Origin of the sequence: Enterobacter sp. BIDMC 26 (assembly GCF_000534435.1) — a bacterium.
Classification (GTDB): domain Bacteria; phylum Pseudomonadota; class Gammaproteobacteria; order Enterobacterales; family Enterobacteriaceae; genus Enterobacter; species Enterobacter ludwigii.
The window spans coordinates 1885943-1900117 of sequence record NZ_KI973182.1 but is presented as its reverse complement, the minus strand read 5'-3'; the positions used below and the strand labels follow the sequence as shown (position 1 = coordinate 1900117).

13 protein-coding genes and 1 pseudogene are annotated in these 14175 nt (G+C 48.2%); all 14 read left to right on the top strand.

The genetic code is table 11. The features are described 5' to 3' along the window. The first annotated feature begins 8 nt into the window (after positions 1–8). The 14 genes and pseudogenes from L462_RS14360 (at position 9) to L462_RS14410 (ending at position 14168) form a co-directional block, all read left to right on the top strand. Positions 9–1427: a Tle-like phospholipase domain-containing protein gene (locus L462_RS14360; RefSeq protein ID WP_020883471.1), complete on the top strand. Its 1419-nt coding sequence runs from the start codon at positions 9–11 to the stop codon at positions 1425–1427. A gap of 35 nt (positions 1428–1462) precedes the next feature. Next, positions 1463–2185 (top strand): ankyrin repeat domain-containing protein, encoded by a 723-nt coding sequence (locus L462_RS14365; RefSeq protein WP_198922454.1) that lies wholly within the window; start codon positions 1463–1465, stop codon positions 2183–2185. Then, a complete protein-coding gene (locus tag L462_RS14370) occupies positions 2161–2646 on the top strand; it encodes a hypothetical protein (protein WP_224212625.1) in 486 nt (161 codons plus the stop codon). The genes L462_RS14365 and L462_RS14370 overlap by 25 nt, the downstream gene beginning before the upstream one ends. 82 nt (positions 2647–2728) lie before the next feature. Beyond that, entirely contained in the window at positions 2729–4657 is a 1929-nt protein-coding gene (locus tag L462_RS14375; RefSeq protein WP_032678392.1) for a type VI secretion system Vgr family protein, read from the top strand. Between the two features lie 11 nt (positions 4658–4668). Beyond that, on the top strand, positions 4669–5463 hold the full coding sequence (locus L462_RS14380; protein WP_032678391.1) for a DcrB-related protein: 795 nt from the start codon (positions 4669–4671) through the stop codon (positions 5461–5463). Between the two features lie 2 nt (positions 5464–5465). Further along, positions 5466–6800, top strand: a complete 1335-nt coding sequence (locus L462_RS14385; protein ID WP_032678390.1) for a PAAR domain-containing protein — start codon at positions 5466–5468, stop codon at positions 6798–6800. Beyond that, complete coding sequence (tri1, locus tag L462_RS14390; RefSeq protein WP_032678389.1) at positions 6797–7867, top strand: ADP-ribosylarginine hydrolase Tri1; 1071 nt, start codon at positions 6797–6799, stop codon at positions 7865–7867. The genes L462_RS14385 and tri1 (L462_RS14390) overlap by 4 nt, the downstream gene beginning before the upstream one ends. Positions 7868–8124: 257 nt before the next feature. Further along, positions 8125–8472, top strand: a complete 348-nt coding sequence (locus L462_RS14395) for an immunity protein Tsi6 family protein (protein ID WP_032678388.1) — start codon at positions 8125–8127, stop codon at positions 8470–8472. 16 nt (positions 8473–8488) lie between these two features. Next, positions 8489–8674 (top strand): annotated as a pseudogene (locus L462_RS24895) (ADP-ribosylglycohydrolase family protein); the annotation flags it as partial. Positions 8675–8974: 300 nt separating this feature from the next. Continuing rightward, the gene (locus L462_RS0123535; RefSeq protein ID WP_032678387.1) at positions 8975–9355 is read left to right on the top strand and encodes an immunity protein Tsi6 family protein; all 381 of its coding nucleotides are present in this window, start codon (positions 8975–8977) and stop codon (positions 9353–9355) included. A gap of 32 nt (positions 9356–9387) precedes the next feature. Continuing rightward, positions 9388–10491, top strand: a complete 1104-nt coding sequence (gene tri1 / locus L462_RS0123530; protein ID WP_082209509.1) for an ADP-ribosylarginine hydrolase Tri1 — start codon at positions 9388–9390, stop codon at positions 10489–10491. Positions 10492–10611: 120 nt separating this feature from the next. Beyond that, positions 10612–11061: a hypothetical protein gene (locus L462_RS14400; protein ID WP_050595745.1), complete on the top strand. Its 450-nt coding sequence runs from the start codon at positions 10612–10614 to the stop codon at positions 11059–11061. 231 nt (positions 11062–11292) lie between these two features. Further along, positions 11293–11739, top strand: coding sequence for a hypothetical protein (locus tag L462_RS14405; protein WP_032678386.1), 447 nt, complete (start codon positions 11293–11295; stop codon positions 11737–11739). A 506-nt stretch (positions 11740–12245) separates the two neighbouring features. Then, on the top strand, positions 12246–14168 hold the full coding sequence (locus L462_RS14410) for a type VI secretion system Vgr family protein (protein ID WP_032678385.1): 1923 nt from the start codon (positions 12246–12248) through the stop codon (positions 14166–14168). The last annotated feature ends 7 nt before the right edge of the window (positions 14169–14175 follow it).

Sequence of the window (14175 nt, the reverse complement as noted above, 5' to 3'; positions counted from 1 at the left end):
CGGAGCGAATGTATAACCTCAAGTTTGTCTATCTTTTCAGCGAGAATGTCTCGCCAGCGCTTTTCGCGAAAATTATCCGCCCGTCCGTAGCCGGGCAGTGGATAATGTCAGTTCCCGACAATTCGCTGCGCTCGCTGTTTACGCGTTACGATTTGCTGCATTCCATCACCGGGGCGAATCCCTATCAGTCAGGACGCGATACCCGTAAGCTGATCGTGCAGGATCTCGATATCGGCAGGATCGTTGCCATCGACGAGAGTTTCCGTAACTGGTCATCGGTAACGGAGATATTTTATATCAATGCCGATGGCCGACTGCAGGCGGCCTCGCTTACCGGTCTGGGCTGGTATCCGGTAAGCACAATCGTCGATCGCTACGAAACCATGGTGCGAACCTACGGTGCCCGTCCTGCGCCGACGGTACTGCCGAAGCAGGTGGTGAAATCCAAAGCGGCACAGGTGCCGGATGAGGCCACGCCGGGTAAAGACGGTAAAACCTATGCTTCGCAGCTACAGCAGATGACCAAGGCGGAACGCTGGCAGGCGCGTAAGGATCTGATCGCGAAGGGTAGTAACAGCCTTTACCCGGATGCGCAGATCGCCGCTAAACGACTGGCGGCGAATAATATTGCGGTGGAGAAAGCGAAGCTTGCTGAGAATGTTTATAAGACAGTGAATCCGCTGGAGACAACGCCGGGGGTGCCAGAGGGCTGGAAGGATATAAGCAACGATGCATCGGTGCTAAAGAAGTTAGGTCTTAAAAGTAAAACACTTTATGACAAGAGTGAGGATCCTGATTTTCTGGCACGCGTCTATCAGCCTGACCCTGACGTTTTTGGTGGCGATATGAACCCTACGCTGGTGTTCAGAGGGTCGAGGCAACCAGAGTTTTTCCCCATGAAGAACATGACTGACTGGAAAAATAACGGTGCGCAGGGGCTTGGGTTGGAGTCGGATTATTACCGAAGAGCCGTAAGTATGGGCGAGCAGCTCGCCAAATCAGGTCAAAAAATAGACATTGCGGGGCACTCTCTTGGGGGAGGTTTAGCATCAGCCACCTCTATGGCAAGCGGTATGGCGGGATGGACGTTTAATGCTTCTGGCCTAAATTCCGGTACCGTCGAGAAATATGGCGGAAGCATATTGGGCAGCACGGATAACATTCAGGCTTACCGCGTCGAGGGTGAACTGCTGACCAGGACTCAGGAAGTAAATGTTTGGGAAGATTTTAAAATGGTAAAAGGGCACGTGCCAGCACTTATAGCGAAAGAAGAAATTTCTGCCATTATGCCCAATGCTGCCGGAATAGCTCACGACCTTCCTGGTGGAATGGGGAGTGCATTTGACCGACATGGAATAGATCAAGCGATAAACTGTATTGAACAACAGAAGGATGAGGATATCTCTATTATCAGGAGCCGCGCGTGAAATCACTAATTTTTGGCTGGGTAGCGCTTTGTTTAATGTTTATGGTTCAGGGGTGCAAGCAAAATATGGATTTACAACCAGATAATTACTTTAATGGTGACCAGCTCACATTAGCGCGCGCAATTGAGAATGGTGACGGCGATGAGGTGAAAAAGTTAGCTTCGAAAACTGATTTAAACAAACCTGGTAAAGAGGACATGACCCTGTTGTTTTGGGCGGTGATGAATTCACTTAACGATAAAAAAACGCCTGAACATTTAAAAATTATCACTACTCTGATTAAGGCTGGCGCAGATCCGCTGCAGCCGAGGCCGCAGGGAAAAAGTTCGCCTGCAGAATTAGTATTAAAAGCGGACAGCGACGTGTGGATAAAGGCGATGCTGGACGGCGGATTATCTCCAGATGCAAAAGACAAAACGTTTGGTGAGCCTATAATATTCGAAAGTATCGAAGCGAAAAATACCGAGACACTCAAGGCGATGCTTGACGGCGGAGCGGATATTAATATTACCGACTCACTGGGTAGTACATTGTTAGTAGCCGCGCTGGATTACCACGCTTACGATCACGTGCTCCTTTTGCTGAAACGCGGTACTGACCCTGAAATTAAGACTATCAATGGCTGGACGATGGGTAATCAACTTCAACGTTATCTGAACAGAACAGAAGAAGGCAGTGAAGAATATAAAAAACTAACTGAAATCAAAGAGACGCTTATTCAACATGGTGGTAAATGGCCGCCAGCACCAGTCAAGTAAAGGTTAGGGCGAACATGACCGCGAAAAATAAAATTTTCTATTTCTGGGGTGTTATGGATGTCATCGGGATTGTGTTTTATTCGATTGGTCCATACCATTTACTTGAGTCATGGTGGGTTTCCACCGGAGGAAATCCGGGTGTAATTATCTTTATGCTGATAGCAGGTGGCGTAAACGGAATAGTGACAGGTGCTTTTTATCTTGTTTATCTCCTCATGCCAGTTTCCTTGCTTTTTTCTGCCTGGTTTTTTTTCACGAAACATCGATATGCGGTCGGTTTTGCTCTTATACAAGAAGTGCTGCGCGTTATCATCTTCAGTTGCTCAGTGACACTTTTCCCTATGGCGATCGCTGGTTTAGGATTGAGCGTTATTTCCATTAATATTGCTTTATTTATATTATCGGAAATATTAAAGATTGGCTCTCTCATATATATAATCAAAACAGTTCGCGCTAAATAACCAATCTGACACTGCATAGTATTACCATGACACATTTAGTGCCGTGAGTCTTTGCATCGCATAAGCCATATGGAATAAAGTTATGCTCAACCGAATTACCGTTCAGCTCCCGGTGGAGGGGCTTCTGTTCTGGAAACTGACGGGTCGCGAGGCGATGTCCGAGTCGTTCGCCCTGACGCTGACCCTGCTTGGCACGGATGCGCGCATTGACCGCAGCAAACTGCTGGGTCAGCCGGTCACGGTGACCATCCCGACGCAGAGCCTGCTGACGCCCCGCTATATCAATGGAAAAATCACCCGCGTGGCGGTGAGTGCCGTCGAGCTGACGGGCACCCGCTATGCGGTGTACCAGCTGACGGTGGAGCCGGACCTGTGGCCGATGAAGCGCGACCGTAACCTGCGTATCTTCCAGGGCCAGACGGTACCGCAGATTGTGAAAACCCTGCTGGGTGAACATCAGGTTAACGTGGAGGTTAAGCTCACCGGGAGCTACCGGGTGTGGGACTACTGCGTGCAGTATCAGGAGTCAAGCCTGGACTTTATCAGCCGCCTGATGGAGCTGGAGGGGATTGCGTATCACTTCAGCCACGAGGCGGACAAGCACACGCTGGTGCTCACCGACGCCGCCACGCAGCATCAGCCGTTCAGCGGCTATGAGGTCATTCCTTACCACCAGACGCCGTCAGGCGGCAGTACGGATGAAGAAGGCATCAGCCAGTGGGCGCTGGAGGACAGCGTGACGCCGGGGATTTACAGCCTCGATGATTATGACTTCCGCAAGCCGAACGCGTGGCTGTTCCAGGCCCAGCAGAACCCGGCGTCACCGAAGCCGGGCAGCATCGACGTGTACGACTGGCCGGGACGGTTTGTTGAGACCGGGCATGCGGAGTTCTACGCCCGTATTCGTCAGGAGCGCTGGCAGGTGGAGCACCAGCAGATTCAGGCGACGGCCACGGCCGCGGGTATTGCACCGGGACACACCTTCACCCTGACTAACGCCCCGTTCTTCAGTGATAACGGTGACTATCTGGTCACGGCGGCGGGTTACCATTTCGAGGAGAACCGCTACGCGAGCGGCGAGGGGGAAACCCTTCACCGCACTGATTTCGCGGTCATCCCGGCGTCGGTGTCATACCGTCCGGCGCAGAGCACGGCGTGGCCGCGCACCTACGGCCCGCAGACGGCAAAAGTTGTGGGGCCAAATGGGGAGAGTATCTGGACGGACAAATATGGCCGCGTGAAGGTGAAATTCCACTGGGACCGTCTGGCGAAGGGGGATGACACCAGCTCCTGCTGGGTGCGTGTGTCGAGCGCCTGGGCGGGTCAGGGGTACGGCGGGGTGCAAATTCCGCGGGTCGGCGATGAGGTGGTGGTGGACTTTATCAACGGCGATCCGGACCGTCCGATTATTACTGGTCGCGTGTACAACGAGGCGAGCATGCCGCCGTGGGCGCTGCCGGCGGCGGCCACGCAGATGGGTTTTATGAGCCGCACGAAGGATGGCTCCGTGGATAATGCCAATGCCCTGCGCTTTGAGGACAAGGCGGGTGCAGAGCAGGTGTGGATCCAGGCCGAGCGCAATCTGGATATTAACGTCAAAAACGACGAAACACATTCTACTGAAAAAAATCGAACCCAGTTTGTTGGTGAAGATGAAACCTTACGGGTAGCGAAAAACCAGAAATCAGGGATTAAAGGCGATGTGGTATGCCTGACGGGGAACAGTCGAAACGATAAGGTCGTTAATAATTTTATACTTTCCGCAGGTAATACGCTGAGACTGGAATGTGGTGAAAGCGCCATCGAGCTATCAAAAGACGGTAGCGTCCATATCATTGGTAATAACTTTAACTTTACTGCAAAACAGAACGCACAAATTAATACGCTTTCCGGCGAATTGCATTTGAACCCTGATGACGGACGAAATGTCATCGATCCGCCTGGTGCATCCCTTCAGGGTGAAATCCAACAGGAAGTGGATAGTTTTTTTGTTATTAATGGCAACAAGTAAGAGTAACCCGAATGGCTGATTATATTCTTCAGGAAGCAACACTCGCCTTACCCGATGTATTTAAAGACAGAACCATGAATTTATTCACCATGAGTGATAACGGAGCTAGCGAGTTTACTTTTGTTGTTTCTCGTGCGACGGCAAAAAACGAAGATAAAGTCCATGATGCGGCTACCCGACTGGCGCATGAACTGGAAATTACAGTGCCCGACTTTCGTCTAGAATCCTCTCAGATGACTTCTGTTGATGGTCATCCGGCGGTAGAGCTTTTTTATCAGTTTAAAAATGATAACTCGGTCATTTTTCAGAAGCAGACGGTGATTTTACTCGCTGACCATCCTGGTGGGCAAAAGATGGTGTGTTACATCGGCACATGCCCGGGCGAATTTAGCGATTATTATCATAATCAATACCAGGAAATTATCCGTAGTATTAAGTTTCACAAACCTGCTCAAACGGATCCCAAAGAAATGCTCGCTGCCGACAGCCAGGGGCCTTTTTTTGCGCTTGATAGTGAGAGTAAAGTTCTCCGTGTCTTTGAAAACATTCAGGAACTTTATGGACATCTTTCGCTTCAGCGGGCGAAAGAGGGTCAATATTTGCTTTATGAAAAAAAAGGTAAACCACTCAGTATTGCACCCGTTCCGGACAGCCAACCCCTTCGTTATGCGCTCTGGACGACTTCCTCAGACAAATCACATCACTTGCTTTCACAACTTTCCGTATGCCGCCAGGTCTCTGGTTCTGACCAACTTAATACACCCGATCGGATACGTGGGTATCTGATGGCACAGCGAGCCGAATAGTTATGTCAGAATGTCTGGCCGCACGCGTAGATGATGAGATTGCTCATACAGCCTCAAAAGGCTGGATGATCGCAGGATTGGTGGGTGGGGCAATTCTGGGCGCTGCTGCCGTTGTCGTCACCGGAGGGACCGCGCTGGTTGCTGTTTCTGCCGTTGCGGCTGGGGCATGTGCTGCGGGTGGGTTGGGTGAACTCCTCGGCAGTATGTCATGGGCACCGCGTCACACGACAGGTACGCTGAAAGAAGGTTCACCCAATGTCTTTATCAACAGCCGAAAGGCGATCCGCGCACATCTATCAGCCGGAGAGTGTGATGAGCACAGCGGCAGCCTGCAACGGGTCGCGGAAGGTTCGATAAAAGTTTACATCAACAACTTCCCCGCCTCTCGCACAGGCGATAAATTGACATGCAGCGCTGAGATTAGTCAGGGAGCGCGTAATGTTATTATCGGCGGAAGCAAGGTCCAGACCGATGAAATAAGTCCTGAAATCCCGGAATGGGTGAACTGGACGATGCTCGCCGTTGGTGCCGGAGCCATGGCGGTGCTCGCCAGTCCTGCTATCGCATTTCTGAGTACCCTCGGGGCGATGGGTGGTGGAACGGTTGGTAGCTACGCAGGTGGGATGTTGTTTGGCGAAGGTAGCGACGGTCAGAAATGGGGGATGCTGATCGGCTCGATTATCGGCGGCGGGGCTGGCATGAAAGGCGGGGCGCGGTTTGATGCGTGGCGAGCTGGTAAATCAATGCCGCGCGTTAGTGCGGAACCCATTACAGCCCCAGCTTCGCCGAGGATGAGCTTAAGCGAAGCCGTAGGGAAACAACGAGCTGAAAAATGGATTACTCGTGGCAGAGAATTGGCAGATAATCGTGATCCTGCTTTGTCTGCTTTACTCAGTGATGAGCAAGTAGGCGCATTGTATGGTTATACTACCGATCCTGGCTACCAAATGGTAAACCCAGCATTACGAGGTATGAAACCAATGACTAAAGAAATGGAAGCATTTACTCAACATATAAATGATGGCCTGGACCAGCTTCCTGCTTTTAGTGGAGAGACATACCGCGGGATGAACAGCTTACCTTCACACATCTTGGATGGATATACTCCGGGCAAAACAGTTATCGATCCAGCCTTTGTTAGTACTGATGTTAATCAAGGCTTCAGCGGTCCTATCCAAATGCGTATTGAAGGTTTTTCCGGCCGGAAAATTGACTTCCTTTCAGAATTCAATGCAACAGAGACTGAAGTGCTATTTAAGCCTAATACATCGTTTGAGGTTATCAGCAGGTCAGATGAACTTGGGATAACAAATATAGAATTAAGGGAAATACCATGATCGACCTTCATACTGAAGACTCTGTAATCAATCATTATGCCGATCGCTATCGTACATACATGCCAATTAATGTCCGTAAGGCAATAAAAAATGACGGTATTGATGGTTTGAGTTCTTCACAAGCCTGGGATGAAACATTACCTTTAATTACGACTGAAGATATTTCACGTGATAAAGCACTTGGGGCGCTGGTCGGTTTGGCTGTTGGGGACGCAGTCGGCACTACTCTTGAGTTTAAGAAAAGAGACAGTGAACATGTAGCGGATATGATTGGTGGCGGACCTTTTCATTTAAAACCCGGTGAATGGACGGATGATACGTCCATGGCATTATGTCTGGCGGAAACTTATCTTTCAGAAAACAGAATGCATACCGATATACTTAGAAAATATCTCGTTAAATGGTATCTTAACGGTGATAATAGCAGTAATGGTCGGTGTTTCGATATTGGCAATACGACGCGATTTGCGCTTGAACAGTATTTGCGTATCGGGCCTTCCTGGTATGGTAATACCGAGAAACACACTGCTGGTAATGCTGGGGTTATTCGTCAAGCTCCGGTGTCTATCTTTCGTCGAAAATCGCTGCGCGCGATTTACTTCGAATCCCAGGCTCAGAGTCGCGCAACTCATGGTGCGGTAGAGTCAATTAATGCATGCCAATTTCTCGGATTGGTATTGCACTATTTAATTAACGGTTATAAAAAAGAAGAAGCTTTTTCCCCTCATGTTTTCCCACTATGCGCGCGTGTAATGATCATAAATGCGGGTGAGTATAAGCAAAAAACTCGCGATCAGATTCGTTCAAGTGGTTATGTAATAGATACGCTTGAGGCCGCGATGTGGTCCGTATGGAATACGGATAATTTCAGAGATGCTATTCTGTTGGCCGCCAATCTTGCCGATGATGCTGACAGCGTTGCGGCGACGGCAGGACAAATAGCGGGAGCATTATATGGTTATTCTGGTATTCCGTCGGAGTGGAAAAACAAACTTGTACAACACGAGCGTATCGCCAAAATGGCAGGTGAACTGTTTGATAGAGCTCCTGAGGATAATTTTTTATAATTGAATAATTCATATGGCACGGCTATTGTAGCGTGCCATTCAGTTGGAGAGAAAATGTTGGGTTAATGTGAAGTTACATGTGAGGAAAACAACTCACTTTGCCAGCATAGAAAATATACTGAATTATGCAAAAAAAGTAGAGTAGTTCGGTAATATTGCTTCCCGTGCCTGGTATTTGGCTAGTTAAAAATATCCCTACCAGCCAAAAGGTAGGGGGTACAGAATTTATTAAGATAAAAATATGTCTAAGAGTGCTCATGAATAAAGAAAATTATAACGAGCTGAATTATATCAATGATGCCATTGATATAATCAATAAACGATTGGAAACAAAACCTGATTTTTCACTGTATATTATGGTGAAGTGCCAGTTGGATTATATTAAATCTGTTTTGGTTGGCGCTGAAAAAGATAAAAGTAAATTACATTCATTGAATCTTGGAGTACTTGCATCTAAAGAATTTGATACAACAGATGCCGAACTTGCTGAGCATTTATCTAATGCTAATTATATAGCTTCGCAGATGGGGAAAGGATTGAAGATCATTCTTCCTCATGAACAAGATGTGGAATATTTGAAAAGACAAAAAAGATATCGTAAGTGATAGGCAGTTTTTTTGAATTCTGCTGGCCGCCAACCTTGCCGATGAAGCTGACAGCGTTGCGGCGACGGTGGGGCAAATAGCTGGAGCATTATATGGTGATTCCGGTATTCCCCAGGATTGGAAAAATAAACTCGAGCAACACGAACGTATCGCCACAATGGCAGGTGAACTATTCGATAGAGCACTTGAGGATAATTTCTAGTAATTGTATAAATCATATGGCGCGGCTATTATAGCGTGCCATTAAGTTGAATAGAAAATGTTGTGTTGATGCGAAGTTGGATGAGAGACGAAACAACTTACTTTTTCAGTGTTGAAATATGTCGAAATATCAAATGGACCATATTTGATGATAGTCACTCATTAATAAAGAAAGTGATTTTTTAATTTCCCCTCTTAATTTTATTATCTTCCTTTAATAAAATGTGGTGACTGATTTTATCAGGCAGAAGTGGTCGGGAATAATAGGCGCGCTCTCACTCTAATAATTTAACTCAATACAATGAATGAAATAACAGTCTTGGATTATGTTGAAAAAGCATTAAGTTTATCTCAAAAGAGATATGCTGAAGTTAGAAAAAGTAATCCCCAATCCCCGCTTTTGCAAATGTACGACTCTGCAGTACAACAATTATTATTTCTGCGGGACCTCATCGAAGGCAAGGAAAAGGATAAGGCGAAATTATGGAAGATGACGTTCGGTATGTATGCATCGAAGGAGTTTGATAATTCGGATGAGTTGTTTTTTGAAAGGCTGTCGGATGCCTGGTTTATTGTTGATCAAATTCGCCGAGGATTAAAGGTTAGGCTCCCGCATGAGGTTGATGCCAATTATAGAATAAAACAACAAAATCTTAAAATGAAATATCCTGATGAATTTTAAGGTTGATGTTAAATATATTTTATTATGGGTGGATGGTGATTAATTTACATGCTAATTTGAATGTATTGTTAAAATATGTAGATAGATATCGTAAGTACTTACCTGTTAGTAGTCTTTCAGTCCAGCAGAAAATGCAGTATAAATATAATGATAAACTATTAGAATCATCTTTTGATTGCGATGCACAAAAACAATGGTATTTAACACCATCGTGTAGTCTCTCACTAGCGGAATCAAGGGATCGCGCGATTGGTGCCCTTATTGGCCTCGCTGTTGGAGATGCTGTAGGGACGACGCTCGAATTTTTACCGCGTGACAGAGCATACGTCAAAGATATGACAGGAGGTGGGCCATTTCGACTTCGCGCAGGCGAATGGACGGATGACACATCCATGGCATTATGTCTTGCGGAAACGCTTCTTGAGAAGGGTGATGCTGATACTATATGCTTCAGGAATAAGCTTCTGGAATGGTATCAGCATGGTTATAACAGTTCAAATGGCATCTATTTTGATATAGGTAATACAACTCGCTTTGCTTTAGAACAATATTTAACTGTTGGTCCTGGGTGGAGCGGTAATACTTCGCCAGAAACTGCAGGTAATGCTTCTATTATCAGACAAGCGCCTGTCTCAATTTTTTTTAGAAAGTCATTAAGCAAAGCGTTTTATGAGGCTAAAAAACAGAGCATCGCCACGCACGGTGCCGCGGAAGCAATAAATAGCACACAGTATTTAAGTTATTTACTTGTACATATGATTAATGGCAGCAATAAAGATTTTGTTTTTGCTCCACACGTCATGCCGCTTCAGCCACGTGTAATGATTATCAACGCGGGTGAATATAAGCAAAAAACTCGCGATCAGATTCGTTCAAGTGGTTATGTCATCGATACGCTTGAGGCCGCGATGTGGTCCGTATGGAATACGGATAATTTCAGAGATGCTATTCTGTTGGCCGCCAATCTTGCCGATGATGCTGACAGCGTTGCGGCTACGGCGGGGCAAATCGCGGGTGCGCTGTATGGTTATTCCGGTATCCCACAGGAGTGGAAAGACAAACTGGTACAACACGAACGTATCGCCAGAATGGCAGGTGAACTGTTCGACAGGGCTTCTGAAGATACTTTCTTGTAATTGTTTTCATATTTGGATAGTGAGGGTTTGAGCTGGCCGTAATTTCCGCTCAGGCAGATGGCGGGATTAATGGTTATTGCTGAGTGTGTTGCCCTTTTGACAAAAGATTAAAGAGGATAAATGGGAAATATTGTAATGCATTGGTTTTTCTTTATTTTCTTTATGATTTGGACACTAGCGCTTATCTGGAATGGAAAAGATTTTTTTAACAAGAAAAAGTGGCTCCTGGCGGGGATGATGTTGGTTCTGGTATTAGTAGCCACAGTTGTCATTGGCTTTACGTTTAAATGGCTTTCTCAGTCGTTGTCATTGTTTTCCATCGCAACGGCCAAACAATATTCGATCATTTTTTCTATGTCTTTTCTGTGCGTATGGGGTTTAAAGGTCACAGTTGTGCTGCTCTGTACTGTTTTCTCGGGGATTCTGAGGGGGCACAAAAGCTACAATGTGGAAAATTATGAAAAAATATCGTCTATATCACGCATCGTCGCGCCTGGCTTACTTATCGTTGCTAAAAGCTTAATTTCCCTCGGAAGCGTCCTTATGTTTTCGGGTCTTTGGCTAAAGTAAGCACAATGATTAAGGTTGCATAACGGATACCGTTGTTTCTACTGTTATCGCAACCACGTCTCCGCTTTGCGTCATGCCCTTGACCCGATCCGGATGCGTGCATCGACCGCAGCAGGCAGCTCGGTCAACTGGTTGCGGTGATCATCCTCACGCAACCCGCCATGCGCCAATTGTTAATACTGGGGGTGTGACTGTCATAGTCGGGCGAGCGAATAAGGAGCAGCGGATTCAATGAAGTTTCTCGGGTTTATTATTTTTTCATTGGTCGCTCTTGCCTATATCTGGAATGGCAAAGATAGTTTTAACAAAAAAGAATGGGTAGTTTTTTTCGTAAAATTATCTTTTATATTAGTCGGCACTTTTATTCTGGTTTTCGTGTTGATCGGATTGCGGGAAATTTTCCCCTCGATGACAAAAGAAGATGGTGAGTTGGTACTAATCGTTATTCCGCCTTCATTTGTCACACTGTTATTGGCTAAGTTTTTCGTCGTTATGCTTTGCACAATATTTGAAGCTATAATGCGTTTTCATCAGCGATATAACACGGAGCAAAATTATTCGATTTTGTCATCACTGGCAAACAGATATAGCCCCGGATTGCTTTTGCTGGCGAAATGCCTGGCATCATTTGGATGCATTCTTATATTCTATGGTATCTGGCTAGCCTCCGCGGCCTAAGTGAAGAGACATTATAAACACTTAGAACAACTATCCGTTTCCCATAGCCTCCGCTACCAGTAACGAAGACCTTGAGGCGAATGACTGGAAATGGCTGTACACCTCAACTGACAAGGAAATACTTCATTACCAGGTGATATTTCCCATGCGTGTTAAGCCAGCAGGTTTGACTCCACCACACATTACTGAAGTCGGCTTGACGAATGAGAGGGGGTTATCCATCTCCGGAGTAACACTGTGGACGTGCTGGGGAAATTTCATCGCTGCGGAAGAAATGTGTGCTTTATACCAATGCTTTGTTTTTAGCATGGGGAAAGTATGGTGCCATGCGTAGGATGTATTTTTAATTAGTTAATTAAGTGTTCCATATTAAATGATAGGTTCCTCGACGATTTCCCCCAGGTGATTTTTCATCTGTCTGGTTACATGTAATAGTAAATGACTTTTTTCATTTATCCGTTTTTTTATTATCTTCTCCAGCATAAAACCATTACGGAATAAAGATTATGCTCAACCGAATTACCGTTCAGCTCCCGGTGGAGGGGCTTCTGTTCTGGAAACTGACGGGTCGCGAGGCGATGTCCGAGTCGTTCGCCCTGACGCTGACCCTGCTTGGCACGGATGCGCGCATTGACCGCAGCAAACTGCTGGGTCAGCCGGTCACGGTGACCATCCCGACGCAGAGCCTGCTGACGCCCCGCTATATCAATGGAAAAATCACCCGCGTGGCGGTGAGTGCCGTCGAGCTGACGGGCACCCGCTATGCGGTGTACCAGCTGACGGTGGAGCCGGACCTGTGGCCGATGAAGCGCGACCGTAACCTGCGTATCTTCCAGGGCCAGACGGTACCGCAGATTGTGAAAACCCTGCTGGGTGAACATCAGGTTAACGTGGAGGTTAAGCTCACCGGGAGCTACCGGGTGTGGGACTACTGCGTGCAGTATCAGGAGTCAAGCCTGGACTTTATCAGCCGCCTGATGGAGCTGGAGGGGATTGCGTATCACTTCAGCCACGAGGCGGACAAGCACACGCTGGTGCTCACCGACGCCGCGACGCAGCATCAGCCGTTCAGTGGCTATGAGGTCATTCCTTACCACCAGACGCCGTCAGGCGGCAGTACGGACGAAGAGGGTATCAGCCAGTGGGCGCTGGAGGACAGCGTCACCCCGGGGATTTACAGCCTCGATGACTACGACTTCCGCAAGCCGAACGCGTGGCTGTTCCAGGCGCAGCAGAACCCGGCGTCACCGAAACCGGGCAGTATCGACGTGTACGACTGGCCGGGACGGTTTGTTGAGACCGGGCATGCGGAGTTCTACGCCCGTATCCGTCAGGAGCGCTGGCAGGTGGAGCACCAGCAGATTCAGGCGACGGCCACGGCCGCGGGTATTGCACCGGGACACACCTTCACCCTGACCAGCGCCCCGTTCTTCAGTGATAACGGTGACTATCTGGTCACGGCGGCGGGTTACCATTTCGAGGAGAACCGCTACGCGAGCGGCGAGGGGGAAACCATCCACCGCACTGATTTCAGCGTCATCCCGGCGTCGGTGTCATACCGTCCGGCGCAGAGTACGGCGTGGCCGCGTACTTACGGGCCACAGACCGCAAAAGTCGTGGGTCCAAACGGCGAAAGTATCTGGACGGACAAATATGGCCGCGTGAAGGTGAAATTCCACTGGGACCGTCTGGCGAAGGGGGATGACACCAGCTCCTGTTGGGTGCGCGTGTCGAGCGCCTGGGCGGGTCAGGGGTACGGCGGGGTGCAAATTCCGCGGGTCGGCGATGAGGTGGTGGTGGACTTTATCAACGGTGACCCGGACCGTCCGATTATCACCGGGCGGGTGTATAACGAAGCAAGCATGCCGCCGTGGGCGCTGCCGGCTGCAGCCACGCAGATGGGTTTTATGAGCCGCACGAAGGATGGCTCCGTGGATAATGCCAACGCCCTGCGCTTTGAGGACAAGGCGGGCGCAGAGCAGCTGTGGATCCAGGCTGAGCGCAACATGGACACCAGCATTAAGAACGATGAAACGCACAGCGTCGGTGGCGAGCGCAGCCATTATGTGAAGAAAAATGAACTGCATCGGGTGGAAGCGAATCAGATCCAGGCGGTGAAAGGCGGAACAGAGATCCTGACGGGCAAAGGCAAGCTGGATGCGGCGGTGGAGCAATATGTCATTGCTTCCGGTACGAAGCTACGGCTGGTCTCCGGTGAAAGCGCAATTGAGCTGAACGCTAACGGCAAGATTAACCTGATCGGTAAAGAGTTTAACTTCTTCGTGGAAGGGGATGGTTATATCACCACGGGCGGTAAGCTGCACCTGAATACGTCTGGCACACAACCGGGTACCACGGCGCCGGGTTCCGGGCATAAAGGGGATATTGATGCGGCGGTGCAGGAGAAATTTACGACTAAAGGTGAGTAAGGTCGTA